Source organism: Marinomonas foliarum, assembly GCF_016906065.1.
Taxonomy (GTDB): Bacteria; Pseudomonadota; Gammaproteobacteria; order Pseudomonadales; family Marinomonadaceae; genus Marinomonas; species Marinomonas foliarum.
This window is the reverse complement of sequence record NZ_CP070273.1, coordinates 2,288,497-2,313,120: the sequence shown is the minus strand read 5'-3', so window position 1 is coordinate 2,313,120 and position 24,624 is coordinate 2,288,497. Positions and strand designations below refer to the sequence as shown.

24 protein-coding genes are annotated in these 24,624 nt (G+C 44.1%); 15 read left to right on the top strand and 9 right to left on the bottom strand.

Annotated elements, in window-relative coordinates; translation table 11 throughout:
* Window positions 1-30: 30 nt before the first annotated feature.
* The gene (locus JSY38_RS10635) at window positions 31-213 is read right to left on the bottom strand and encodes a hypothetical protein (RefSeq protein WP_114413329.1); all 183 of its coding nucleotides are present in this window, start codon (window positions 211-213) and stop codon (window positions 31-33) included.
* 181 nt (window positions 214-394) lie between these two features.
* Window positions 395-577 carry a hypothetical protein gene (locus JSY38_RS10630; protein ID WP_114413330.1) on the bottom strand — a complete coding sequence of 61 codons (183 nt, stop codon included), beginning with the start codon at window positions 575-577 and terminating at the stop codon, window positions 395-397.
* A gap of 370 nt (window positions 578-947) precedes the next feature.
* On the opposite strand from JSY38_RS10630, the gene JSY38_RS10625 reads away from it, so the two are divergent.
* A complete protein-coding gene (locus JSY38_RS10625) occupies window positions 948-1,832 on the top strand; it encodes a phytanoyl-CoA dioxygenase family protein (protein WP_205113207.1) in 885 nt (294 codons plus the stop codon).
* A gap of 19 nt (window positions 1,833-1,851) precedes the next feature.
* Window positions 1,852-2,190, top strand: coding sequence for a hypothetical protein (locus tag JSY38_RS10620; RefSeq protein WP_205113206.1), 339 nt, complete (start codon window positions 1,852-1,854; stop codon window positions 2,188-2,190).
* A gap of 262 nt (window positions 2,191-2,452) precedes the next feature.
* On the opposite strand, the gene JSY38_RS10615 is transcribed toward JSY38_RS10620, so the two are convergent.
* The 4 genes from JSY38_RS10615 to JSY38_RS10600 all read right to left on the bottom strand — a co-directional run bounded on the left by JSY38_RS10615 (window position 2,453) and on the right by JSY38_RS10600 (window position 5,159).
* A complete protein-coding gene (locus tag JSY38_RS10615) occupies window positions 2,453-3,244 on the bottom strand; it encodes a DODA-type extradiol aromatic ring-opening family dioxygenase (protein WP_205113205.1) in 792 nt (263 codons plus the stop codon).
* 236 nt (window positions 3,245-3,480) lie between these two features.
* Window positions 3,481-3,864, bottom strand: coding sequence for a VOC family protein (locus JSY38_RS10610; RefSeq protein ID WP_114413334.1), 384 nt, complete (start codon window positions 3,862-3,864; stop codon window positions 3,481-3,483).
* A gap of 121 nt (window positions 3,865-3,985) precedes the next feature.
* Window positions 3,986-4,675 carry a helix-turn-helix transcriptional regulator gene (locus tag JSY38_RS10605; protein WP_205113204.1) on the bottom strand — a complete coding sequence of 230 codons (690 nt, stop codon included), beginning with the start codon at window positions 4,673-4,675 and terminating at the stop codon, window positions 3,986-3,988.
* Window positions 4,676-4,679: 4 nt separating this feature from the next.
* Window positions 4,680-5,159 (bottom strand): Rrf2 family transcriptional regulator, encoded by a 480-nt coding sequence (locus JSY38_RS10600; protein ID WP_239543943.1) that lies wholly within the window; start codon window positions 5,157-5,159, stop codon window positions 4,680-4,682.
* 112 nt (window positions 5,160-5,271) lie between these two features.
* Between JSY38_RS10600 and JSY38_RS10595 the strand changes: the two genes are divergently transcribed.
* The 3 genes from JSY38_RS10595 to JSY38_RS10585 all read left to right on the top strand — a co-directional run bounded on the left by JSY38_RS10595 (window position 5,272) and on the right by JSY38_RS10585 (window position 8,452).
* Window positions 5,272-6,168, top strand: coding sequence for an NAD(P)/FAD-dependent oxidoreductase (locus JSY38_RS10595; protein ID WP_114413337.1), 897 nt, complete (start codon window positions 5,272-5,274; stop codon window positions 6,166-6,168).
* A 288-nt stretch (window positions 6,169-6,456) separates the two neighbouring features.
* A complete protein-coding gene (locus JSY38_RS10590) occupies window positions 6,457-7,548 on the top strand; it encodes an OmpA family protein (protein ID WP_205113203.1) in 1,092 nt (363 codons plus the stop codon).
* A gap of 358 nt (window positions 7,549-7,906) precedes the next feature.
* On the top strand, window positions 7,907-8,452 hold the full coding sequence (locus tag JSY38_RS10585; RefSeq protein WP_114413339.1) for a porin family protein: 546 nt from the start codon (window positions 7,907-7,909) through the stop codon (window positions 8,450-8,452).
* Window positions 8,453-8,600: 148 nt separating this feature from the next.
* On the opposite strand, the gene JSY38_RS10580 is transcribed toward JSY38_RS10585, so the two are convergent.
* Both JSY38_RS10580 and JSY38_RS10575 read right to left on the bottom strand, forming a co-directional pair.
* Window positions 8,601-9,836: a TIGR03862 family flavoprotein gene (locus tag JSY38_RS10580; RefSeq protein ID WP_205113202.1), complete on the bottom strand. Its 1,236-nt coding sequence runs from the start codon at window positions 9,834-9,836 to the stop codon at window positions 8,601-8,603.
* A 99-nt stretch (window positions 9,837-9,935) separates the two neighbouring features.
* Window positions 9,936-10,520: a DUF502 domain-containing protein gene (locus JSY38_RS10575; RefSeq protein ID WP_114413342.1), complete on the bottom strand. Its 585-nt coding sequence runs from the start codon at window positions 10,518-10,520 to the stop codon at window positions 9,936-9,938.
* A gap of 168 nt (window positions 10,521-10,688) precedes the next feature.
* Here JSY38_RS10575 and JSY38_RS10570 point away from each other — a divergent pair, with 168 nt between their 5' ends.
* Complete coding sequence (locus JSY38_RS10570; RefSeq protein WP_114413343.1) at window positions 10,689-11,594, top strand: LysR family transcriptional regulator; 906 nt, start codon at window positions 10,689-10,691, stop codon at window positions 11,592-11,594.
* Here JSY38_RS10570 and JSY38_RS10565 read toward each other — a convergent pair whose 3' ends face one another.
* Window positions 11,595-12,866 carry an amidase family protein gene (locus JSY38_RS10565; protein ID WP_205113201.1) on the bottom strand — a complete coding sequence of 424 codons (1,272 nt, stop codon included), beginning with the start codon at window positions 12,864-12,866 and terminating at the stop codon, window positions 11,595-11,597.
* A gap of 197 nt (window positions 12,867-13,063) precedes the next feature.
* Here JSY38_RS10565 and JSY38_RS10560 point away from each other — a divergent pair, with 197 nt between their 5' ends.
* The 9 genes from JSY38_RS10560 (at window position 13,064) to JSY38_RS10520 (ending at window position 24,590) form a co-directional block, all read left to right on the top strand.
* A complete protein-coding gene (locus JSY38_RS10560; RefSeq protein ID WP_205113200.1) occupies window positions 13,064-13,864 on the top strand; it encodes a putative hydro-lyase in 801 nt (266 codons plus the stop codon).
* Window positions 13,865-13,961: 97 nt separating this feature from the next.
* Window positions 13,962-14,933 (top strand): TRAP transporter substrate-binding protein, encoded by a 972-nt coding sequence (locus tag JSY38_RS10555; RefSeq protein WP_114413345.1) that lies wholly within the window; start codon window positions 13,962-13,964, stop codon window positions 14,931-14,933.
* Between the two features lie 117 nt (window positions 14,934-15,050).
* Complete coding sequence (locus tag JSY38_RS10550; protein ID WP_114413346.1) at window positions 15,051-15,569, top strand: TRAP transporter small permease; 519 nt, start codon at window positions 15,051-15,053, stop codon at window positions 15,567-15,569.
* Window positions 15,569-16,876: a TRAP transporter large permease gene (locus tag JSY38_RS10545; RefSeq protein ID WP_114413347.1), complete on the top strand. Its 1,308-nt coding sequence runs from the start codon at window positions 15,569-15,571 to the stop codon at window positions 16,874-16,876. Before JSY38_RS10550 ends, JSY38_RS10545 begins: the two co-directional genes overlap by 1 nt.
* A 34-nt stretch (window positions 16,877-16,910) precedes the next feature.
* Window positions 16,911-17,663 (top strand): 5-oxoprolinase subunit PxpA, encoded by a 753-nt coding sequence (locus JSY38_RS10540; protein WP_114413348.1) that lies wholly within the window; start codon window positions 16,911-16,913, stop codon window positions 17,661-17,663.
* Window positions 17,664-17,666: 3 nt separating this feature from the next.
* Complete coding sequence (pxpB, locus tag JSY38_RS10535; protein ID WP_205113199.1) at window positions 17,667-18,371, top strand: 5-oxoprolinase subunit PxpB; 705 nt, start codon at window positions 17,667-17,669, stop codon at window positions 18,369-18,371.
* Window positions 18,361-19,284 (top strand): 5-oxoprolinase subunit C family protein, encoded by a 924-nt coding sequence (locus tag JSY38_RS10530; protein WP_205113198.1) that lies wholly within the window; start codon window positions 18,361-18,363, stop codon window positions 19,282-19,284. The genes pxpB and JSY38_RS10530 overlap by 11 nt, the downstream gene beginning before the upstream one ends.
* Before the next feature lie 224 nt (window positions 19,285-19,508).
* Window positions 19,509-20,711 (top strand): ABC transporter substrate-binding protein, encoded by a 1,203-nt coding sequence (locus JSY38_RS10525; protein WP_205113197.1) that lies wholly within the window; start codon window positions 19,509-19,511, stop codon window positions 20,709-20,711.
* Between the two features lie 87 nt (window positions 20,712-20,798).
* Window positions 20,799-24,590 (top strand): response regulator, encoded by a 3,792-nt coding sequence (locus JSY38_RS10520; RefSeq protein ID WP_205113196.1) that lies wholly within the window; start codon window positions 20,799-20,801, stop codon window positions 24,588-24,590.
* Window positions 24,591-24,624: the final 34 nt, after the last annotated feature.

Here is a 24,624-nt window from a genome sequence, read left to right as displayed (position 1 = left end):
GCAAGTAAACATAGACCAAAAGTCATCAAATCAATGAGTGATTTTTTCATCTTCCGTCATTAATGCTTTGAGCTCATCCTGTAAGCTCTCAATTTTTTCGGCCAGTATATGCTGCTGAGAAGGCGGAATTTGGGCAATATCCTGAAGCGAAACCTTCTCTAAGTTTTCGAGTAAACTGACTAAATGTTCTATGCGGTCATCTTTTCTGTTCATGCGAGTTCTCTCCGTAGATTGCATGGTAGTTTCTTAACCATAGACAACTTTAGGAAATTACTCTGTCTAATATTTGAAAATTTATGTTAAAAACAGAAAACTTCGCCATTAAACTGACATGAAACCACTTCAATTCATCTCAGTTTACTCTGAACGATGGGTAATATTGTTAAATGTGGTGCTAGCAGCCACCTTTTTTAGCTTGCCCAGGAGGACAAAACTTACCAGATGAGCCATTATCTTTGTGACCTTCATCGCTCTTTGCTTCGATATCAATGCCAGCAAATTTCCCGCCCACTCGATTTATCTCGCAACCCGTTAACGACACCAAACTGACTGCAATAATAAGTAAAGTGGCTCTCATAATTATCTCCTCATTCTTCGAATGGGCGAGCATAACAAAGTACTTTTCACTCAACCCCCAGCCTTACAAAATCATGACTGTAATTTTCACTATCCAAAGGTCGCTGACTTTATCCTTTCAGAGCAATCGTCAATCGACCTAATTAATGACTTTTTATCAAAAAGCACTGGCTCATATCGGCAACAAACATAGCAAGGGGGGGCTTTGTTAAGCCTTTAGGTGTGAAGTAATCATAACTGTCTGCATAAACTACTTTTTTTGAGACAAGTGTTTTTTCAGACTACAACCCTTCTTTAAATAGAGCTCAATGGTATTATTGGTCTTAGACAGAACTCACTGAGACGCTAACGCTGAACGGGAAACTAATTCGATGACATTATCTAAACAAGAAGATTTCCAAAACAAAGGAGTCCTGAAACTTTCCAATGTCGTCGATGTTGAAATGCTTGCCGATGTACAAACCCATCTTTGGCAGGAAGTGCATCGCAAGTTTGACATTCATCTCGACAAACCTAGCACTTGGTTTTCCAATGTTAACAACCCTATCGGGGACGCTCGCGCAAAACGACTAAACGGCATGGGGTCGATTATGCGAGAGCTCAAAGCCGCAGGGAAATTAGACGATATCGAGCGTGCGATCCAACCGGTTATCGATCAAATATTTGTCGATCACACTTGGCGCCCGCTAGACCTTTGGTATTCTTTGTTAAGCTTTCCAGGTTCAGAGTCAGTTTGGAATGTACCTCATAAATCTTGGCACTGCGATGAACCTGCTGTGGTAGGTGACGCCAAGCCTTGGAGTTTATTTGTCTTTGTGTTTCTTGATAATGTCACTGCAGATATGGGGGCGACAACCGTCATTTCTGGATCTCATCGACGAGCGGAGCGTCTTGCCAAAACTCTAGGAACATCCAATAACGAGGAGTTAATAAACGCTTTTTCTTCGGTGAATAGCGGACTGTATGAGAGCCCTAAAGACGTAACGTTATTGCCTATGGATCAGGTGTTAGACCCTCTTATTCAAGAAGACCCTTGGTTCCAAAAACTTATTCAAGAAGGTTCTCCTGATCAACGAATCCAACGATTCATTGAAGAAGGCAATTCGCTACATGGCATCGAACAGAAGGTTGTCACATTGACCGGCACCGCTGGCGACATCATTGTGTTCGATCCGCGCTGTCTTCACACTTTTTCGGCCAATGTTTCAAATCTTCCTCGACAAGTATTACGACTCGATTTTAGACGCCAAATATAACCTACCCTCTAAGGCTTTCATGACCACAATGACACGCAACAACGAACAGACAGATCAACCAGATGAGACATTGAACAATGCGAGAAAGGCGTTTGAAATCAGTTTGTCTAACTTCACCACGGATCACACGGAAGTCATCAACCACATGCAGGAAATTGTTGAGATTTTACTTAAGCAGAAGCAATTTGCTGAGGCTTTAAAAGAAATAGAGCAGTTAAAGAAACTGGCAACGTCGAATAAGAAGATAAAAATTGCCATGCTGGAAATGAAAGGTCGAATCAAACAAGTTGGCGCTAGATCTGGCTTTCGATCTAGAGCCACCAAAAAATATACGACGAAAAAACCTAAGAACGCTTAAGGAAGGTACGAATAAGTCTACTAAACCTCAGTCTTTCAGAGAAATCGTCAAATAAGGCGCGACTCTGAAGAAATGTAGGTACCTTTCAAAGAGTCGCAACGACATGTGACGTTTTCTCTGAAAGACCCGCAGGGCATGGCCTAAAAGCCTGTATTCTTTGTTGAGCACCTCGCAAATAGAACCACTATTCACATTCGGCACTCGCCTCGAACAACAGGCTTTTATCCACATGCTGAGGCAAGAGGACTTGCTCGCACCTTCCTTAATCAAAGCGAAAGCTAGACGCCGTCCAACCACCAAACAATCCTTCGTCATGATAAACACAGGTGGCTTTGCCATCCTCTGCGGCACCAAGAGCAACCATAAGAGGAATCAAATGATCTTCTCGTGGATGGCAAAGACGAGCGTAAGGGGCTTTGTCCCACTCAATGATGTTAGCACTGCGCTCGGCTGGCTCGGATTCTAATAAGGTTTCTTGTAGCCAAGCATCAAAATCAGTAGAAGGTTTAATGGCTTGCGGGCCTCTTAACCCAAGGTTGTGAAAGCTTAAACCACTTCCGACGATCAATACGCCCTCTTCACGCAAGGGTGCCAAGGCACGACCTAACGCCATATGTTCTTCTGGGTTTAGGTTCGATTTAAGTGACAATTGAACCAGTGGCATATCTGCTTCTGGGTACATCACGGCCATTGGAGCGAACGCACCGTGGTCAAAACCTTTTTTGTCATCCAGATCCACCGGAAAGCCTGCACTTTTAATGAGATCTGCGACGCGATTAGCCACCTCTGGCGAGCCAGGGGCTTGGTATTTCACTTCATAAGTATGTGCAGGAAAACCGTAATAATCGTATTCCATTCCAGGCGCAGGGTTAGACTGAACACCAAAGGTTTTGCGTTCCCAATGACCTGATATCATCAAAATCGCTTTTGGCTTTTCAGGCAATTCTTGTGTCATTCGAACCAAAGACGCTTCAAGATTAGAAAACATGGCGCGCATGTCAGCAATATAAGGCCAAGGGCCGCCGCCGTGTGAAATAAAATAAGTGGGTAACATAGTTGTTCACCTCTAAAACTGGAGTAAGTAGCCAACTTGCAAAACGCTGAATTGGCTTTATTGAATGAGATCAGTCTAGGCTTGCTCATCGGCTGGATCAATATGCCTTCAGTTAACCCATCATTTCATTCTGATTAATAATCTCCAAAAAAGATCTACTACGTTTCTTTTCAATCAAAAAAACACCGCCAATTAGATAAATAGTGACGGTGCTTTTTCGGGTTAATCACCGACTCTTAGTTATTATTGGCTTTTTCAGGAGTATAGACACGCAAACGATGACCATCTGGATCAAGCGCTGTAAAAGTAGTCCCGAAATCCATGATGGTTGGCTCTTGAATAATATCGACTCCCAACTCTCGCCATTTGATGTAGTTAATCTGCAAAGTAATCAGGTTATCAAGAGTTAACGCCACTTCCATACTGCCCGCGGGCACATCCTTGGCTGTTGGAAAAACATCTTCTCGCACCCACAAACCAAACTTCGCGCCAGTTTCCGAAACAAACAAAGCAAAGCTTTCGGTGGCTTCTACCGGTTCGCGCTCAAATAAAGAACGATAAAAATCCACGCTGCGTTGAACATTGTCGACATATAAGATGGTGAAATTTGAAAGATCCATACTGACATTCCTATTCGCTGTTTATATTTCACATTAAAAGTTTAGTACTTCTCATCAGGCTTTGGCCCGATAAAGTGAGAATAAATAAGCGGAGTGTCAGATCTTGTCAGTAGTAAATGAATTAGGAAGGTTTATTACTCAATGTCGCACGCCATTGTTTAAGCAATACATGACGAGGCGTTGCGTAACGCGTGTTTATTAACTCACAAGAGAAAATTCTATCCGTCCGAAAATTACGAATGTCTTGGCGCAATTCACACCAAGCCACTAACACCCGAACCTCATCAAAATACCCCAAGGCAAATGGCCAGATTCGACGCTGAGACTGCTTGCCTTTTAAATCTCGATAATCAATGGAGAGAACCTTTTCATCTCGAATCGCTTGGCGAACGTCGCCCATATCCACCGTATCTGTGGTCATCTCTTTACTCGGACCGATCAGCAAAGTCGTATCGTCGAGCATGTCTTTTAACTCTATAGGCAATACCGCTGCAATTTTGTTCAAGGCATTTTGTGCGCCGTCGCTTAATTGGTTGTCAGTGCGTTGAGACACCCAACGAGCGCCAAGAACCAAAGCTTCTATTTCTTCCTCGGTGAACATTAATGGCGGCAGTAGAAAACCAGGCTTGAGTACGTAACCCACGCCCGCTTCACCTTGGATATTTGCCCCCTGTTCTTGCAGAGTCGCAATGTCTCGATACAAGGTTCGTACACTCACCTCCAGCTTGTCAGCTAAGGTCTGGCCTGATACCGGATATCGATGACTGCGCAGTAAAGCAATGAGAGCAAGCAAACGTTGAGAACGAACCACGTTTTTACTCTCCGCTAGAGGTTTGTTGGTTCAGCGGATAATCCGCAAAACCGACCGCTAACTTGTCCAATGTCACATCCCGAAAACGCTCTAACAATAACGCTTCTGCTTCAATCAATACGTCACTAATCGCTTGGTTAACTGCGATTTCAATCGGACAAGATGTGTGTTCATCAGACAATCCAATGGTAAATACTGAACTGTCGCCCATGGCATTATGAATGTCTAACAAGGTGATGTCTGATAACGCCATTGCTAATGACCAACCACCACCGTGACCTTTAACAGAGGTGACATAGCCTTTGTCTCGCAAACCAGCCATGGTGCGGCGCACCACAACGGGATTGGTATTAAGCATCTTAGCAATTTTTTCAGACGTGGCAGGCGCATCTAACTGATCCATGTGAATCAGTACATGCAGCATACGGGATAAACGGCTGTCTTTTCTCATCAGCAATCTCATGGTGAATAACGATCTTTGCATTCTAACTCAGTTTATCATGAAACATTAAAAGTATCGTGAGTTGACTTTGGTGTTTCATGTAACTTATGATGTTTCATAAATATTTATTCTTGATAAAAATGAGGAACAACCAATGCAACTCGACGTTATCGTAATTGGTGGAAGCTTTGCTGGGCTTTCCGCTGCCATGCAGCTCGTAAGAGGACAAAGAACCGTTACTGTCATCGACGCAGGCGAACCCAGAAATCGTTTCGCAGATGAATCTCATGGATTTTTCGGCTTGGATGGCGTGTCGCCATTTGCCATTCAGCAAGAGGCTTATCGACAGTTACTAAAATACCCAACCGCCAGTATTGTGGAAGGCAAAGCGACAAGCGTCGAAAAGCACACTGAAGGATTCAGCGTTACGCTTGCAGACAAAAGCATATTGACCAGTAAGAAGCTCATTTTGGCAACTGGATTAAAAGATGAGATTCCAGACATCCCTGGCCTAAAAGAACGCTGGGGGGCAACCGTCATTCACTGCCCTTATTGTCATGGCTATGAAGTTCGTAACCAGCCACTTGGCGTTCTTGCCACCAGCCCTATATCCATTCATCAAGCAGGGATGATCCCTGACTGGGGCCCAACTACTTATTTTACTCAGGGTCTCTACGAGCCGGACGAAGAGCAAAGCGCCTTCCTGAAAAAACGTGGCGTTACCATTGAAAACACACCGATAGTTGAAGTACTTGGACGAACACCTGAAATATCCACGGTGTACCTTGCTGACGGTAGGGCAATTCGTATTGCGGCACTCTTTGTTGCCCCCAAGACTCATATGACAAGCCCATTTGCAGAACAGTTAGGCTGTGAGTTTGAAGAAGGCCCTCTTGGTCTTGTGATCAAAACCAATGCAATGAAACAAACGTCAGTAGAAGGTGTCTTTGCGGCTGGCGATGCCGCCAGCCCAATGCACAATGCTACCTTAGCCTCGGCTGCTGGTGTAATGGCCGGTGGTGGCGCTCATCAGTCATTAATGCACGATTAACCTGTTCTTGTCTTTACATGAGGTATCAACACACGCCTGATACCTCATTTCTTCTTTTTCAATTTGAAAATCTCGTGTAATGAATATCTCCTTTTCTACGCTTTTAAACGCTCATGGACCTCTTCATCCGTGTTGAAAATGCCTATAACGTAAAATCCTCGTCATTATTGCGAGAGCCCTTATTACATAAGGGCTTAAGGTCACTTTTATGTCAATTTTGAAGCCCCGATAAACGCGCTATTCTGGAAAAAGAACAACCAACATAGCAATTTATCAGGAGATAAAAAAATGTCTTATAACATCGCAAAACGCACGCTTCTCAGCAGTATTATTGCAGCGTCTTCACTGTCCACATTGGCGCTTGCACAACAACAAGAAGGATTCACAATTACGCCAAGTATTGGCTACTACAACATGGATAGCGACCGAGATATTAAGGATGACAAAGCCTATTCCTTAGGTTTGGGATATCAATTTAACAATCCATGGGCTGTAGAATTTGTTTACCTAAACGCCGACAGTAAGCAGGCAGGGAATAATGTCGATGTAGATCAATACCGTCTAGACGGCCTCTATCATTTACCGACCCTAAACAGCGTAGATCTCACCCCTTATTTAGCTGCAGGTGTTGGCACCACAGATTTTAGTAACGATACAGGCCATGACAATATTCAAGTCAATGCCGGTGGTGGTTTGAAATACGCAGTCAATGATACGGTTTCACTACGAGCAGACTTCCGTTTGGTAAATGATGTGGAAGATCATCATCTTGATAATGTGACCTCTTTGGGTGTGCAAATGACATTTGGCGGCCCATCTAAGCAATCATCTTCTAGCAATGATAGCTATACGCCTGTCGAACAAACCTATACTCAAGTGGAGCCTGAGCCAGTTCAGCAAGCCGAGCCAATAGAAGCCGAGCCGATGACTGAAGAAATATCAGAGCAACCGGAAGAAATGATTCAGGAAGAATCGATGACAGAAGCCCCTATGATGGAAGAGCCGGCTCAACAAACCGTTGTAGAAACTCTACCCCCGGAAAAAATAAACATTCAATTTGGTCTTAACAAAACCACTGTTGAGCAGAAGTTTTATCCGGATATTGAAAAAATAGCGGTATTCCTTCAAGAGAACCCTGGCAGCACAGTGGTTATTGAAGGTCATACTGACGATACAGGTGCGGCAAACTACAACCAAACCGTTTCAGAAAAACGCGCTCAATCCGTTGCCGATGTACTAATCAACACGTTTCAGGTTGACGAATCTCGTGTCGATGCCATCGGTTATGGCGAAGAACGACCTTTTGTCGAAAACGATACGGAAGAGCACCGTGAAGCGAACCGCCGTATTGTTGCGATTATCTCCACCAGCGAAGCCTAATCATCTCGCTGTTACTATCTGCTAACTATCAACTTGCGCCCAATACTCTGTATTGGGCGTTTTTTTGCTTATTTTATGGCTTTGTAACGGACTTCTTCATAGTCAGGCCACAATTACTTTTTGGCATTTTTTAAGTGAAAACTTACTGTAATAAGCAGCGCATTTCCTACACCCTTTCGAACACATTTTGACCATCGTATTGCTTGAATATCACCACTTAAGTAAAGCTTGCGTCATGATTGGGCAGCAGGTGTTCATGTCCTATTTTTTGCGCAATTGAGATGGGGTTTTCAGGGGGGAAAATCAGCGTAATCTAGATAGTGAACAACAAAACATTATGTTCATTAGGAGAAATAATATGTCTACATCTTTTAAAAAACGCACTCTTTTTAGCGGTGTCCTAATAGCTTCATCACTCGCTACCATGGCATATGCAGAAACACCAAAACCAGGTTTTACCGTAACGCCAAGCATCGGTTACTACAACACGGACAGCGATAGACAAGCAGGAAATGACACCTCTTACTCCATTGGTGTCGGCTATCAAACAAACAGCCCATTGGCTCTAGAAGCGGTTTACCTTCATTCAGATGCCAGTAAACGCGGACGCAACAACGATCTAGATCAATACCGAGTCGATGGCCTCTATAGCCTTCCAGAATTTACGACCGTCAATCTAACGCCATATGTTGCTGCAGGCGTTGGTATGACAGATGTTGATGGCGACTCAAATAACCTACTAGTTAACGCGGGTGGCGGTGTGAAATACGCGATCAACAGCGATGTGGATCTTCGTGCAGACTTCCGTCTAGTGAAAGACATTGAGGACAACCATTTAGATAACGTGACTTCTGTTGGTGTACAGTACAGCTTCGGCATGCCAAACCAACAAGCGTCTAACTAATATTTCGTTAAGATAACCGAATCATTCTCATATACGGATGTATTGTGTTACCAAAATAGAAAGCTTCAATAATCGTTAAGATTAAAACGCCCAATGGCAACATTGGGCGTTTTTTATGTATTCAGACTGAGGGGGTTATATCTTCTACTCAGGACAGGAATTCATCCACGCCTTTGGCGACTAAATGACCTGTCGCAAAGCACGCCGTTAATAGGTAGCCGCCTGTTGGCGCTTCCCAATCCAGCATTTCGCCGGCACAAAACACACCGGGCATAGCATGTAGCATAAGCGACTCATTCACACTGTTTTCGCACACACCACCCGCACTCGAAATAACTTCCTCTATTGGCTTAGTTTTATAAAAACTAACAGGCACAGCTTTTAAGCATCGAGCTAAAGTCTCTGGCGTTTGGAAGGCTTCTTTAGGAAAAGACTCATGCAGCAACACCGCCTTCACACCTGTGATACTCAAGGTGCGTTTCAAATATTTGCTAAAGGATTCTTTCGGCTTGGTATTACGCAGTTTTTTGATGACTTGCTCTTCACTTTGCAGTGGCAGGAAGTCCATCAACAAAGACGATTGGCCTGAGTCGTTAATGCCATCTCGAAGGTATTTAGAAAACGCATATATCAGGCTGCCTTCCATGCCATCTTGGGTAACAATGCACTCACCCTTTTTCGTCACCACTTGCCCATCTGCCAAGGTAAAAGAAAATGCAACGTCTTTAAGAGGGTTCCCGGCAAATTTTGTTTTTAAATGCTCACTCCACTCACTGTAAAAACCGCAATTAGCGCTTTGTAGGGGAGCCACATCAACGCCATTATTCGTCAACACAGAAAACCAAGCGCCGTCAGAGCCAAGCTTTGGCCAGCTTGCACCGCCCATTGCCAATACAACCGCATCGGCCTTTGCCGTCACACGTTCACCAACATACTCAAACACCACTTCATTGGCTGACAAGTTCGTCATTTTGTGGCGCATATGAAACTGCACACCAGCATCACGTAAACGCTTTAACCAGCTACGTAATAACGGAGCCGCTTTCATGTCTTTGGGGAAAACTCGGCCAGATGTGCCAACAAAGGTTTCTATACCTAAGTCATGAATCCATTCGCATAAGGCATCAGCATTGAATTGACTAATTGAGGTATTAAGCCACTCGGCTTTATCATAATAGCGTTGAATAAAGTCTGGATACGCTTCGGAATGGGTAATGTTCATGCCTCCCACACCGGCTAATAAAAACTTACGGCACGCACTGGGCTTCGCATCGTATACATGAACCTGATAGCCAGCGGCACAGATCCCTTCTGCTGCCATCAGGCCTGCAGGGCCTGCTCCAACAACAATAACTGTTTTCTGCGTTTGCGCCGCTTCTTGCATACTTACCAACATCACTTCAAAGAGTTACTAAAAAAGAAGTGTATGATAAAGAATTTTGACTCACGCCCCAATGATTTCTAGTGAAATACAAACTTTAAATCATTCAGCCTTAGGTTTACTCTGCACACCTGCGGTCAAGGCCAGACGCATGGCTTCTTCTACGCCAATATCCAACTCAGTCAAACGGTCACGGGATATATAAAGCGTCATGCCACCAATCTGATAACTTAACGGTACATAAACGCCGACTAAGTCTTGCTCGCCAAAGAGCTGCTGTCCAGTTTGCTCACCGGTAACAAAACCAATCACTTGCGCGCCGTTCCATTCAATCGACACAACGCTTTTCATTTCCTTCTTTTCCGCCAAATTGAAGACCATCATCATGTCTTTAATCGCACCGTAAATGGACTTTACTAACGGGATGCGCTCGAAAATATTCTGGCTAATTTTAACCAGATAGCGAAAGCCGTATAAATTCACCAAGAAGCCAGTCAGAACCAGCATGGACAAGCTCGCGATCAAGCCTAACCCCGGGAAATAAAGTGATTCTGGAATCAATAGTAATAGCAATGGTTGAGCAATCGCTTCACCCGTCGCTAACAGCCAATAGATTAGAGACACGGTTATACCAATCGGTAACACCGCCACTAACCCTTTAAGCAATAACTTAATTAATTTGTTCATATCTTAAATGGTCCTATAAAATTGTTTACAGCATACCGCAAGCTTTATGCCACTCCTATTACTCCGAGTAAGACTTAACGAAAAGATTGCCGAAACATTGCCAGCCTTATACTCTTTTGGACAATCCTTGCTTTTTTGTCTACTTATTACACTAGAGGTCGCAATAACGTGAACTATAAACGTCTTGAAACTTTTGTTTGGGTTGCCTCTTTAGGAAGCTTTCGTAAAGCCGCCGAGCGCCTCCATACCACGCAACCAGCGATTTCAGCTCGGATATCAGGATTAGAAGAAGAATTAGGCGTCAAACTATTCGAACGAGAAGGCGGCTCCAGCCCGATTATGCTGACCTCAAAAGGCAAAGAATTACTCCCTTATGTAGAAAAAATTCTTTACCAGACCGAGCAACTTAAAAAGCGCGCGGGGCTTTCTACTGCATATTCAGGTGTGCTGCGTTTGGGGGTTTCAGAAACCATAGTAAACACTTGGTTACCGGATTTCCTTTCACGGCTCAACAAAGACATGCCCAATCTTGATGTGGAAATGACCGTCGATATCACCAGCAATTTGGCCAATGGTATAAAAGACAGGTCATTGGATTTAGGGCTTTTGATGGGGCCGATTTCAGAACCAAATATTGTTAACCGCGAACTCTGTACGTTTTCTCTTTCTTGGGTAGCAAGTCCACATTTAGACCTGCCTGATCGATTATTGTATTTAGAAGAATTAGCCAAGTGGCCCATTATCACTTACGCTCGGGCCACCAAACCTTATGTGGAAATCAATCAAAAATTCCGCGAGCTCGATGGGCCTCCAGCACACTTTTTTGCATCGACATCCTTGGCTGCTTGCCGTAGCTTAGCCATTGACGCCGTAGGGATTTCCACCCTACCGAACATCATGATTACTAAAGAACTAGAGGCGGGATCCCTACGAAAGATTAGAGCAGTCTGGACGCCTAATGACCTCACATTCACCGCCTCTTATTCGGACGAGCCATTTAACCCCATTGCTGAAGTAGCAACGAATATTGCTGTGGTCTCCGCTCAGGAATACAGTAAAAAGCAAGCTCAGTAATTAGTCTCTTAAAATAGACTGCAACCTTTTGGCAAGATCCAATATCGCCTGATCTTTACCGTTGCCAGCGGTCAACATTAGCCCCATTGACTCTTGTTGGAAGTTGAATGGTAAGGAAATACTACAACCGTTTAATACATTGGCTAACGACGTATTGCGCAAGCACAATAAGTTTAGACGATCGTATTCGGAATCTTGTTCTAAATCAGACAACTTAGGTGCGACCACAGCCACCGTTGGTAACAAGAAAACCGTATTAGGTTCCTCTTCTGACATTCGCTTAATAAACGCCTGTCGAGCCGCTTGAGTCTGCTGAAAACTCTCAGCACTAATGGTTTTCGCACGGGCGATACGAGAGGCCACTCGTGGGTCAATATTCGCTTTGTCCAGATCGTAATTCTTGCTATAAAACGACCAACTTTCAAAGGCGGAAAACTGCCAAACAGGTAAGGTTTTATAGTTTTCCAGCGCATCAATAAAACATCGTTCAACCACCACGTCAGCAGCCTCAAGACGAGCCAATTGCTCGGCAAAACCTTGTTCAACCTGCGCATCCAAATCGTTCAAACCAAAGTTGCTCGGTATGACAATACGTAGCGTTTCTATGTCTTGGCTTCTTTTGCAATCAGTTAAAGGTGTCGTACCAGATAACACCTGCCACAGTAATTCACACTCTTCTACTGTTTTAGCTATTGGACCAATTGAATCAAGTGAATCTGACAAGGGTAAACAGCCTTCTCTGGAAACAGTTTGTTGTGAGGGTTTAAAGCCTGTTAAACCACAAAACGCCGCCGGTATACGCAATGAACCGCCTGTGTCTGTACCAAGTGCCGCGTCCGCCACACCCAAAGCGATCGAGGCAGCGCCGCCACTGGTTGATCCTCCGGTAATGTGACCTGCATTAATCGGATTATCCGGTGTACCGTAATGAGGATTTAGTCCCACCCCAGAATAGGCAAGTTCTGTCATATTGGTATGACCCAAAAAGCTCGCTCCGGCTTCTCTTAACTGAGCCACAGCGGCAGCATCTTGGTCGGCAAGTTGTTGATTAATAAATACAGATCCAGCTTGCGTGTTATAGCCTTGTACTTGAAACAGGTCTTTAATCGAAATAATCGCTCCATTCAATGGCCCTGGCTGAGGCTCAATATAATCAAACAGCTCAGTAAAAACTGACTGGCCTTTTGTATCAATAACCTCTAAAGCACTCTTCCACTTGGCGATAAGATCTCGGTCCTGCCAAGCAAAATTCGATAGTTTGGATTGCGTCATAGATTCGCTCACTATTAGGTATTCATTGCTCTGGAAAACTACCCTCCTTGGTCTGTTCCGTCAAAGGTATAATGCTCATTACAAACGACCTAATAAATATTTTTTATCAAATAACCCAAAAAAACATGATTAGACTTTTATGGTAGGCAAGATCTACTCTTGGTCTATAGATTGTGGCAAGAATAAGGAAAACCTCCATGAAACCAGCTCAGTCACCATTACTGCAAAAAGCATATGATTTGCGTCAAGCAATTCGTAGTAAAGCGCACACTGGCCCTACGAGCGGTTTGGTACAAGGGGCGATGCAAGGCAACGTGGTTATTTTACCTGCAGATTGGGCAAGTGATTTTTTGCTTTACTGCCAGAAGAACCCAATATCCTGCCCTTTGATCGATGTTTCTGAAGTTGGCGATTTCACAATGCCAGAGCTTGGCCACGACATCGATATGCGCCACGACATTCCAGAATACTATGTTTACCGCAATGGCGAAAAAGTCGAAAACCGTACAGATATTGAAGAACTATGGCAAGACGACATGGTGGCTTTTGTCCTAGGGTGTTCTTTTTCTTTTGAACATGCTTTGTCACAGGCAGGTCTTACACCAAGAAATATTGAAGAAGACGTTAATGTTTCTATGTATGAAACCAACATTGCTACTGTACCAGCCGGTCGTTTTTTCGGTAACACAGTCATGACAATGCGCCCTTATGTACCAAAAGATGCGATCCGAGCGATTCAAATCACCACACGTTTCCCAAAAGCTCATGGCGCGCCATTACATTTTGGTTCTCCACAAGAGATTGGTATCGCAGATTTAAGCAAGCCTGATTACGGCGATGCAGTCAGCGTTAAAGAGGGAGAGGTACCCGTATTCTGGGCTTGTGGCGTCACACCACAGGTGGCCATTCGTAACGCAAAACCACCGATTTGCATTACCCATTCACCAGGAAAAATGCTGGTGACAGATATTTTAGATACCGATCTTGCTGTTCTTTAGCCTTACAAAGAACACCTGAGAAGCTCTGCGCAGATAAAAATATCGCGCTATTAATAATAAGAAACACACAACCACACTTAAAATAGGAACGATTACTATGTCAAAGTTATCCAATGCATTAATTGTTAGCGGCATCGCTCTTGGCGGTCTGACCTCTACAGCCAGTTTTGCTGAAAAATGGCATATGCCAACGCCTTACGGTGATGGCAACCTGCAAACGCAAATCGCTTATACCTTTGCGAAAGAGGTCCAAGACAATAGCGACCTTGAAATTACTGTTCACTCTGGTGGCTCTTTGGTAAAACACCCTGAAATTCCACGTGCAGTAAAAACGGGGCAGGTACAAATGGGCGAAATGTTCTTGGGGATTTTGGGTAATGAAAACCCGATCTACAAGCACGATAATATTCCGTTCTTGGCCACGTCTTTTGAAGATGCTAAAAAATTGTGGGAAGCAGCTAAGCCATCTATTGCTAAAGAACTTGATAAAGACGGCATGATGTTGCTTTACACTGTTGCATGGCCAGCGCAGAGCCTTTACAGCAAAGATGCAGTGAACACTTTGTCAGACCTAAAAGGCCAGAAAATGCGCGCTTATAGCCCAACGCAATCTCGTCTTGCTGATTTGATGAACACCACGCCAATGACGATCCAAACCCCAGACATTCCTCAAGCTTTTAGCACTGGTATCATTCAAGCCATGATTACATCACCGTCAACAGGTGTTGATAGTCAAGCTTGGGATTATGTGAATCACTACACAGATGTAAAAGCATGGATTCCAAAAAACATTGTGGTGGTCAACAAGCGCTCATTCCGTCGTTTGGATAAAGCCACTCAACAAATCGTACTAGACGCTGCCAAGCACGCTGAGGCAGCTGGTTGGACTCAAATTGCAGCACGCGCGGCGAAGGACAAAGCTACCTTGGTTGAAAACGGCATGATGGTATCAGACCCGTCTTCTCAGTTAGTTGAAGAATTAAAAGCCATCGGTAAAACAATGACAGAAGAGTGGAAAGCAGAAGCACCAAAAGAGATTGGTGAAATCCTAACTCGCTACCAAAACTAATGATTAAGTCTATCTAATTAAAACAATTAGATATAAGTGTCCTCCTAACACCGCCTACTTCTAACCATTACCATAAGATAGGTTTAGGCGGTGTCTTCCAAGCAAAAAGTGAACACTATGAGCCAATTAAAAGAAAAACTTTACCTCTGCTCTGGCCTGCTGTCCGGTTTGTGTATCGTTATTATTACCTCGCTTTTATTAGCACAAATCGTCGGTCGTTTATTCGGTTTTATTGTCCCCTCTGCAGAAGACTTCGCAGGCTATGCACTTGCGGCATCGACCTTTCTTGGATTGGCTTATACCTTCCGTGAAGGCGGCCATATTCGAGTCACCTTGCTGATTCAACGATTTTCTCCGGTACCTCGCAAGATTCAAGAAGGCGCGATTCTAATACTGTCCTTAGCGTTATTGAGCTATTTATCCTATGCCTGCTGTTACATGGTTTACGAGTCCTATATTTATGAAGAAGTGTCATATGGCTACATTCCTGTGCCACTTTGGATACCTCAACTGCCAGTTGCCATTGGTGTCATCGCACTCAACCTAGCTATTTTGGATGCATTAATCTCAGTACTTGGTGGTAAACAACCTACTTACAGTGAACAAGAAGACGCCCTGTCTTTGGAGGAAATCTAATGGATATGATGTGGATTTCTATCCTGTTGGCATTTGCCATGCTTGCCCTTTTGTCACTGGGTGTTTGGGTGTCTTTTACCCTAATCGCCATTGGTGGTTTGGGCTTAATTCTTTCTGAAAACTATCAAGTGGATTTGCTTTTTGCGACCTCAAGCTGGGGGGCAAGTACTGCGTGGTCACTGACCGCTTTGCCATTGTTCATTTGGATGGGGGAGGTGCTGTTTCGTACGCGCTTATCTGAGGATTTATTCAAAGGTCTGTCGCCTTGGTTAGGTGGCGTTCCGGGTAAATTGCTGCATGTAAATATTCTTAGTTGTGGCATTTTTGCTGCGGTATCGGGCTCTTCTGCAGCCACCGCTGCGACAATAGGGCGCATGACCTTGCCTGAACTTCGCAAACAAGGTTACAGCGATCGTATGGCCATCGGCACCTTAGCAGGCTCTGGAACATTGGGGCTGTTAATTCCACCATCGATTATTTTGATTGTTTATGGTGTGGCGGCAGAAGTGTCTATCGCACGCTTGTTTATCGCTGGCGCTTTGCCGGGGTTATTACTTGTATCTTTGTTTATGGGCTTCACCATGATCTGGGGACACCTACATAAAGACGAATTACCTAAAACAACAGGCCATGAAACTAGCTGGTCGGCACGCATTAAAGGCTTGCGCAAACTATTGCCTGTCATGGGTTTAATTGGCTTTGTTTTAGGTTCTATTTACGGCGGTATTACGACGCCAACAGAAGCCGCGGCTTTGGGCGTAGCGGGCGCTTTGGTGCTTGCTGCACTCACAGGCTCATTAAGTCGTCATAGCTTTATGGACAGCTTATTAGGTGCCGTAAAAAGTTCTTGTATGATTGGTTTCATCTTGATCGGCGCGCACTTTCTAACATTGGCAATGGGCTTCTTGGGCATACCTAAAGCCTTGGCTTTGTGGATTTCGGGCATGTCTTTGTCACCTATGGAATTGATCCTATACCTCACCGTGTTATTCGTGATTTTAGGCTGTTTCTTAGATGGTATTTCTGTAGTCGTGCTGACCGTTGCGGTCATCTTACCTATGGTACAAGCAGCGAATATTGACCTGTTGTGGTTTGGTATTTTCATTGTATTAGTGGTGGAAATGTCGCAAATCACCCCACCCGTTGGCTTCAACCTCTTTGTGATTCAGGCCCTGACAGGGAAGAACATTTTGTATGTAGCAAAAGCTGCCTTACCGTTCTTTTTACTTATTGGCGTGGCCATTCTGTTAATTAGTATCTTTCCTGAAATTGTGACCTATTTACCAACAACCATGTCTCAAAACTAAGCGCTTAACAGTGAACAGGCTTAAGGATTCAAAAATGAAATTAAATTGTGATATGGGCGAAGCGTTCGGCACTTGGCAAATGGGCTTAGACGATCAAATCATGCCATTTGTTGATCAAGCAAACATCGCTTGCGGCTTTCACGCTTCCGACCCATTGACCATGGCAAAGACCGTTGCCTTAGCAAAACAGCACAATGTCACCATTGGCGCGCATCCAGCTTATCCGGATTTGGTTGGCTTCGGTCGTCGTAATATGGATATTGCTCCCGCTGAATTAAAAGCGTTGATTCAATATCAAATTGGCGCGTTAAAAGGCATCTGCGAAAGCCAAAACACCCATGTGGATTACGTCAAACCTCATGGCGCTTTGTACAACACCATGATGGCAGATTTCGCTGTGTTAGACACAGTGATGCAAGCAGTAAGCGAACTAGACGCTACATTGACATTAATGGTGATGGCCGTGCCAGAAGCCCCTGAGATTAAGAAGATGGCCAAGAAATACGGTCTCAACGTTTGGTTTGAAGCTTTCTCTGATCGCTTATACACAGACGAAGGTCGACTCACGCCCCGTAAAGAACCAAATGCCGTTCACGCCAGCTTTGATTTGATCGAAAAGCAAGTCGAACAATTATGCGAAACAGGCACATTAACGACCAGCTCAGGCAAGCAACTGGCCATCCATGCAGATACCATTTGTGTGCATGGCGATGGCGCTCATGCTGTAGATGCCGTAACGCGCATCCGTACATTGGTTGATCGACAAAATCAGACAAATGCGAAATAAATCATGAGCGGTGAAAATCTTCCAAATATAGAAATGGTCAGTAATCAGGCCTGCTTATTAACCTTTAGTCGGGTGATTAGCGAAGCTACGTCCAACTACATTGCTCAAGTAACACAATACTTAGTAAAACTAGAAGGCATTGTTGATTTGGTGCCATCCTACACCACCCTATTGGTGGTGTTTGATGACGACCATTATGACCGCTTTGCTATTTTTAAAACCATTCGCCAGACCATAGAAGCCATTGATCCTAATGACTTTTCAGTCAAAGATCAGCGCGAAGTGGTGATTCCTGTTTATTACGGTAAAGAAGTCGGGCCTGATATCGAAGACGTTGCCAAGCACTGTCATTTGAGCATCAGCGAAATAATTCAGCGTCATAGTGAAACAACCTATCGCGCCTATGCCATTGGGTTTACGCCGGGGTTTGCTTTTTTGGGGAATACGCCCGATGAACTTCATGTTCCAAGAAAAACCACTCCACGCCTAAAAGTACCGGTTGGTAGTGTGGCATTGGCAGAAAATCAAACCGCAGTTTATCCCAGTGTTACGCCGGGTGGTTGGCAAATTATTGGCCGAACGCCTGTCAATTTAATTGATTGGGGAAGTGAAAATCTCGCACTGATCGCCATGGGGGACTCGGTTCGATTCGAGCCGATTTCTCGAGATGAGTTCTTGGTACAAGGAGGTCAGCTAGATGGCTTTTAAAGTAATTAAACCCGGTTTATTGGCACTGGTTCAAGATTTGGGTCGTCATGGTCATCAGTCTATTGGGTTAACCACGGGGGGGCCAATGGACGAAGTTGCCTTTCGCTGGGGTAACGCATTACTAGATAACAAAGACAACAGCCCTCAAGTCGAAATCACCTTTGGCATGTTGACTCTGGAAGCCCAAGCAGACACCAGCATCGCCATTACTGGCGCGGATCTTGGAGCGACACTAAACGATAGAAGCATCACGCCTTGGCAAACTTACGCCATTAAAAAAGGCGACATTCTGGCCTTCCACCAGCCGGTCTGGGGCTTGCGTGCTTATCTTGCCGTAAAAGGTGGTTTCCTTTGCGACCCCATATTAGGCAGTGTTGCGACCGTCGTACGCGAAAAGGTTGGCGGGTTAACCGGCAAAGGCGACAAGCTGAAAAAAGGGGACATGTTGGTCTATCAAGCTTGTTCTGATCATGAAAAACGATCCGTACCACGCTTGGCGATTCCGAATTATGGCAACAGAGAAATCCCTGTGATTTTAGGTTACCAATACCAATCTTTTTCCTCTTTGGAACGGGCAAACTTTTTCTCTAGCGATTACACTGTATCGTCAAACTCAGACCGCATGGGTTACCGTTTAGAAGGACAAGAAATTCACAGTACCCTGAAAGGCATTATCTCTGAAGGTATCGCTTATGGTGCGATTCAAGTGCCTAAAGATGGCCAACCGATTGTCTTGCTGCAAGACAGGCAAACCATAGGTGGCTATCCAAAAATAGGCTGCGTAACACGTATTGGTGGCAGCATTCTGGCACAGCAAAAGCCAGGAGATATTATTCAGTTTACGCCGATCACGGTTGATCAGGCAGAGCAAGAGCGTCATTTACAAATGGCTCGCCTTGCGCAGTGGCGCTAGCCTTTCAATGATATAACGCTCATCAAGCAGATGAGCCCTAACTCCCTTTTGATGAGCGTTATATTGCAATAAGTTGCACATCAGTAACAAATCAAGACAATTTCTATATAAATACTTTCCCATCTTTCCTAGAAAACGCTCTACACTCAAGCGAGAGTCGTTAAACACTTAATCTAAGTCTATTTTCTGTCGTTATATTTCCTTCAACGGAGAACTAAAAACCAATGGTTTTATCGCGCTTTGTCGTCTTTTCTTTTCTGCTTGTTCTTGCCAACCTAAGCGCTGCAAGCACGAGCCAATCTGCGCAGATTATGAAGGTAGGAATGAGTGGCGCTTTCTCAGGGGATAACGCATCAATGGGAGAAGACTTTAGCGCAGGCGCACGCGCTGCTTTTTCTCGCTTCAAGAGTGAAACAGGTCACACGGTTCAGCTAATGGCCATGGACGATGCTTACGAGCCTAGAAAAGTGGCCTCTAATGTTAGAGCCCTGATTGAAGAAAGTTTCGTTGATGTGTTATTTGGCAATATAGGAACCCCCACTGTCGCCGTCAGTGCGCCCATTGCCCTAGAAAATAAGACGCTTCTATTTGCACCTGTCACAGGCTCTTCTGTTATTCGCCCTATTACTCCCGACCGTTACTTAATTAACTATCGGGCTAGCTATGAAGAAGAACTAGCTGCCGTTTTTGATGCCCTCGCTGCCGAGCTAAACTTGACGCCAGACGATATAGCACTCTTTAACCAACAAGATATGTTTGGCAGCACGGGACGTAAGCACCTTAATAAATTGATTGAAAAGCACAACATAGATCCAAAATACGATCTATTTCAAATGGAATACTCACGCAACACTCTAGCGGTAGAGCACGCCGTTGCAGACTTACTGATTCGTAATCCCACACCCAAAGTTATTTTCATGATTGGCAGCGCTGGCCCCAGTGCCAAATTTATTCGATTAACACGAGAATATGGCCTAGACCCCTTGTTTGTTGGTATCTCCTTTATGGGCAGTCGCTTATTTGTGGAGCAGTTACAGGACATACCAGCCAGAATCCTAGTCACCCAGGTGGTGCCTTCATTTAGAGATAAAGCATTGCCTGTAGCGATCGATTTCCGTGAAGATATGGCTAAATATTCACCACAAGCTAAACTAAACCCACTAAGCTTTGAAGGCTATATCGCGGCTCGAATCTTCACCAAACCATTTTCGAATGAATTACCGACAAGCCGCGAAAAAATCATTGATGCCCTTGAGTCATTAGGGGAATTCGATATAGGTCTTGGCGTACCGCTTATGCTCTCACCCCAAGAGCATCAAGCAAGCCATTCCGTATGGTTAACACAGTTGAAAGTAGGGCAGCTGGTTTCAATTCCTTTTTCCGCTGCGTCAAAATTGTATCTCGATTACGCGAATCTCTTAGAGTAGGTGTCATACGTAATGAAAGTGTCCATGAAAATGCCAAAATCTAGTATCCGGTCCTTAGTCTGGCTGCTTACGTTTGTGGCACTTACCATGACAATCGCTTTCTCCATCATGCTCTCAACTGCGCTGACCGACTTAAAAGTCACTTACAACGACGCAAGAACATCCCAAGACGAGCTGCTATTTGCATCGTCCGAACTAAGAGAACTTTTACCCTCGCATCAATATCGACTACGCCAAGTACTGAAAGAAGACTATGCCGCAGTTTATCCACCAGCAGAACAAATAGACCGCATCGATGCTGCCATAAAGTCACTGGAAAAAGCGGGAGAAAAAGATATTGATTTTAGATTTTTGTCTGCAGCGCTTAATAGAGGACTTAATCAAATACTGCAACTCACTGTAGATATTCAAGTCTGGAGCCAACAACGCAGCATCTTTAAACAAAGTTACCCAAATGACAACTACAAAGAAGATACCCTAGCGACATTACAAGTAATTCGCGATTTGCTTAATGATGTGGAAGGTAAAATACACCTTAGTGAAGCCGTTATTCTATATCGCTACAACAACAGCACCGGCGACCAAAAAGCAAAGCTAGCATTAGAGTACAGTAACTTTGGAAATCAACGTCTAAACTCGCAAATACGTCAAATTATCCTGAGCCTTTCTGACTTGAGAGTACTGATTAACTTCATGCTAACCGAGGCCGACAGAGACAATCTAAGAGACATCAAAGACAATGGTGTGAAACCGATATTAGAAAGCCTAAACCGTCTGCCGGTTTTGTTAGAAAAAGACTTTAGTGGCGCCTCAAAAAAAATAACATCGCTAACTCAAAAACTGGCGAACGAGATGTTTGGTGATCGCTATTATGTGAATCAACAAAGGGACATCATTGTTCCTTCTGGCTTGAGTTTGTACCAGATGCGTATCGATCAACTACAAATTGAAAGTGACCGAGAACGTTTAGACAAACGCTTCTACAGCGCTTTTCAAGACTTACCTAAGATGTTGGATTCCATTGGTGAACGCGTTCAGTCCCAGTCAAAAAAAACCAACTACGAAGTAGAAACACGTCTTGATGATTTCACTAAAAAAATGTCGTCAAAGGTACTGATGGGTGTCTTGGCATTGCTGATTTTGTCTTGGATTGTATCTCGTCGAGTTAAAAAACAACTAGCAGATTTGGTCGACAGTGAGAACCGTTTCCGCTCCATGTTCGAATTATCTCCTGACCCTGTATGGATACTTTCAGGCCATAAAGTTGTGGAGTGTAACAAGGCCGCCGTTGAACAAATGAGGTTCACCCAAGAGCGGGACATCAAACAAAAAACCATGGAAGAACTCAGCCCACCCACTCAAGCCAATGGTTATAACTCTTCCACCGCTCTTGAAAATGTTCTTAGACAAGTAGAGCAAGAAGGTTATCATCGTTTTGAGTGGCTGCTGTCTGACGCTACCGGCCAACCTCTGATCGCAGAAGTTACCATGGCAAGTATTATGATTGCCAACCATCCCGCAACACTCTGTACTTGGCATAATATTCGTCAGCGTAAACAAGCTGAAAACGCCCTCAAAGCACACCGAGAACAGCTCGAAATCGAAGTCAAAAACCGCACTAATGAACTAGAAGTCGCGAAAGACGCCGCCGAGCAAGCAAACCGAGCTAAAAGTGATTTTCTCGCCAATATGAGCCATGAAATCCGCACACCAATGAACGCCATCATTGGTATGTCTCATCTTGCGTTGTTAACCGACTTGAATAAAAAACAACGCAGCTATATTGAAAAGGTCAGTTATTCTGCCGAGTCATTACTTGGCATCATCAATGACATTCTCGATTTTTCTAAAGTCGAAGCAGGTATGCTCACCATCGAAAAAATCGACTTCAATATTAATAATGTATTTGGTGATGCCGCAAACATACTGGCGCTAAAAGCCGATGAAAAGTCCATCGAACTCTTGTTCGATATTTCCCCTAATGTACCACCACATTTAATGGGTGACCCCTTAAGACTTAGACAGGTTTTACTTAACCTAGGTAACAATGCCATTAAGTTTACAGAGCAAGGTGAAATCATTATTTCTGCGCATGTTTTCAAGCAAAAAGGTGACCTGATTGAACTTCACTTCAGTGTCAAAGACTCAGGTATTGGTATTTCAGCAGAACAGCAAACCAGACTCTTCCAGTCTTTTTCTCAGGCCGACTCATCAACTACTCGTAAGTTTGGTGGCACAGGCTTAGGGCTCGCCATTTCGAAAAAAATCATCGACTTAATGGATGGTAATATTTGGGTAGAAAGTACAGTGAATGAAGGCAGTACTTTCCACTTCACCGTGGCGTTTGAACAGAGCAAGATTCAATCTGAAAAGTTACCTAATTTGCCGCTGTCACATCGAGTGCTTATTGTTGATGACAATAGTTCATCACGGGATATCTTGTGTCATATTATTGATAACTTTGGCCTAAGAGCCACCACCGCCAGCAGTGGCAAAGAAGCATTAAGCCTGATTACTGAAAACCAAACTGAGGACCCTTTCTCGTTAGTATTGGTTGATTGGAAAATGCCCGATATGGACGGTGTAGAAACCTGCCGAGCGCTACTCGAAAAACATCAAGGCGACAAAGATTTCCCAACCATTTTGATGGTCACCGCTTACGGTTTAGACGACGCACGGCGAGCCAGTAAAGACGTCAACATTTCAGGTTTCTTAACCAAGCCAGTCACGCCTTCTTCGTTGTTTGATGCCATTATTCAATCCTCGCACTTGGAATACGCGGTACCAATAAAACACACCTTACTTCCTAAAACGAACACTCAATCCTTGGTCGGTGCACACATATTATTGGTCGAAGATAACTTACTGAATTTGGAACTGGCACAAGAACTACTGTCTACTAATGGCCTTATCGTAGACACGGCCCAAAATGGCCAAGAAGCGCTCGATAAACTTAAAGACAATACCTATGATGGTATTCTTATGGATTGCCAAATGCCTGTCATGGATGGATATACCGCCACGAGAATCATTCGGCAAGACTCTAAGTATCATGATTTACCTATCATCTCCATGACAGCTAACGCGCTTGCAGGAGATGAAGAAAAAGTGATTCAGTGTGGCATGAATGACCATATTTCCAAGCCAATTCAAGTCAATGTTATGTTTGAGACATTGCAGAAATGGATCAAACCAAAGCCAACGTCTGTCCAACAAGCTCCATCAGCCCCCACACTCTATCAACAGTCTCTTACACCTGAGGAACAACGTGACTTAGGAAAACTAGTGGGTATTGACCTAACAGTTGGGCTTGCAATAACACAATATGACATCAACTTTTTTTGGCGCTTACTGTTGCGTTTTTATGACTCTCAATCTCTCTTTGTTAAACAGTTTAGTGAACTATATAAAGAGAGTGATAAAGAAGACGCCTTGCGCATGTTACATACCTTAAAGGGTAATGCCGGCAATATTGGAATGACCGATTTAATGCACAAAGCGGCCGAGTTGGAAAATGCTTGCCAGCAATCAGAAGAACAGTTCACACAGGCGCTCAATCAACTTGCAGAAGAGCTGGAACGTGTTCTACTGCCCATTCGATCTCATAAAGATCGGCAAGCACGCCTGACGAGTGAAACACCGTTAGCAACAAAAAAACGACAAAAAATTTCATCAGACTACTATCAAACATTGCTAAATAAGCTGTACGATCATTTATTGAACAATAGGCTGGATGCGGATATTGTTGCAGCAGAGCTTGAAAGCATCATGGAGGGTAATGAAAGCATTGATGTTCTACACAGCATTCGTCAGTCCATCACTCGTTATGACTTTGAGTCAGCCTTAAATAAGTTAAAAGACTTAATGCCAGAACAATAGTGAGTTGCATATAAATCGACATCATAATGGCGGA

What these genes read in the sequence shown, in the direction of transcription:
- JSY38_RS10545 (WP_114413347.1), top strand. Translation starts at nt 15,569, where the DNA reads ATGGATATGATGTGGATTTCTATCCTGTTGGCATTTGCCATGCTTGCC.
- JSY38_RS10580 (WP_205113202.1), bottom strand. Translation starts at nt 9,836, where the DNA reads ATGCAAGAAGCGGCGCAAACGCAGAAAACAGTTATTGTTGTTGGAGCA.
- JSY38_RS10600 (WP_239543943.1), bottom strand. Translation starts at nt 5,159, where the DNA reads ATGCAAAGATCGTTATTCACCATGAGATTGCTGATGAGAAAAGACAGC.
- pxpB (WP_205113199.1), top strand. Translation starts at nt 17,667, where the DNA reads ATGAGCGGTGAAAATCTTCCAAATATAGAAATGGTCAGTAATCAGGCC.
- JSY38_RS10625 (WP_205113207.1), top strand. Translation starts at nt 948, where the DNA reads ATGACATTATCTAAACAAGAAGATTTCCAAAACAAAGGAGTCCTGAAA.
- JSY38_RS10610 (WP_114413334.1), bottom strand. Translation starts at nt 3,864, where the DNA reads ATGGATCTTTCAAATTTCACCATCTTATATGTCGACAATGTTCAACGC.
- JSY38_RS10630 (WP_114413330.1), bottom strand. Translation starts at nt 577, where the DNA reads ATGAGAGCCACTTTACTTATTATTGCAGTCAGTTTGGTGTCGTTAACG.
- JSY38_RS10530 (WP_205113198.1), top strand. Translation starts at nt 18,361, where the DNA reads ATGGCTTTTAAAGTAATTAAACCCGGTTTATTGGCACTGGTTCAAGAT.
- JSY38_RS10520 (WP_205113196.1), top strand. Translation starts at nt 20,799, where the DNA reads ATGACAATCGCTTTCTCCATCATGCTCTCAACTGCGCTGACCGACTTA.
- JSY38_RS10590 (WP_205113203.1), top strand. Translation starts at nt 6,457, where the DNA reads ATGTCTTATAACATCGCAAAACGCACGCTTCTCAGCAGTATTATTGCA.
- JSY38_RS10565 (WP_205113201.1), bottom strand. Translation starts at nt 12,866, where the DNA reads ATGACGCAATCCAAACTATCGAATTTTGCTTGGCAGGACCGAGATCTT.
- JSY38_RS10575 (WP_114413342.1), bottom strand. Translation starts at nt 10,520, where the DNA reads ATGAACAAATTAATTAAGTTATTGCTTAAAGGGTTAGTGGCGGTGTTA.
- JSY38_RS10555 (WP_114413345.1), top strand. Translation starts at nt 13,962, where the DNA reads ATGTCAAAGTTATCCAATGCATTAATTGTTAGCGGCATCGCTCTTGGC.
- JSY38_RS10635 (WP_114413329.1), bottom strand. Translation starts at nt 213, where the DNA reads ATGAACAGAAAAGATGACCGCATAGAACATTTAGTCAGTTTACTCGAA.
- JSY38_RS10560 (WP_205113200.1), top strand. Translation starts at nt 13,064, where the DNA reads ATGAAACCAGCTCAGTCACCATTACTGCAAAAAGCATATGATTTGCGT.
- JSY38_RS10615 (WP_205113205.1), bottom strand. Translation starts at nt 3,244, where the DNA reads ATGTTACCCACTTATTTTATTTCACACGGCGGCGGCCCTTGGCCTTAT.
- JSY38_RS10550 (WP_114413346.1), top strand. Translation starts at nt 15,051, where the DNA reads ATGAGCCAATTAAAAGAAAAACTTTACCTCTGCTCTGGCCTGCTGTCC.
- JSY38_RS10525 (WP_205113197.1), top strand. Translation starts at nt 19,509, where the DNA reads ATGGTTTTATCGCGCTTTGTCGTCTTTTCTTTTCTGCTTGTTCTTGCC.
- JSY38_RS10585 (WP_114413339.1), top strand. Translation starts at nt 7,907, where the DNA reads ATGTCTACATCTTTTAAAAAACGCACTCTTTTTAGCGGTGTCCTAATA.
- JSY38_RS10595 (WP_114413337.1), top strand. Translation starts at nt 5,272, where the DNA reads ATGCAACTCGACGTTATCGTAATTGGTGGAAGCTTTGCTGGGCTTTCC.
- JSY38_RS10620 (WP_205113206.1), top strand. Translation starts at nt 1,852, where the DNA reads ATGACCACAATGACACGCAACAACGAACAGACAGATCAACCAGATGAG.
- JSY38_RS10540 (WP_114413348.1), top strand. Translation starts at nt 16,911, where the DNA reads ATGAAATTAAATTGTGATATGGGCGAAGCGTTCGGCACTTGGCAAATG.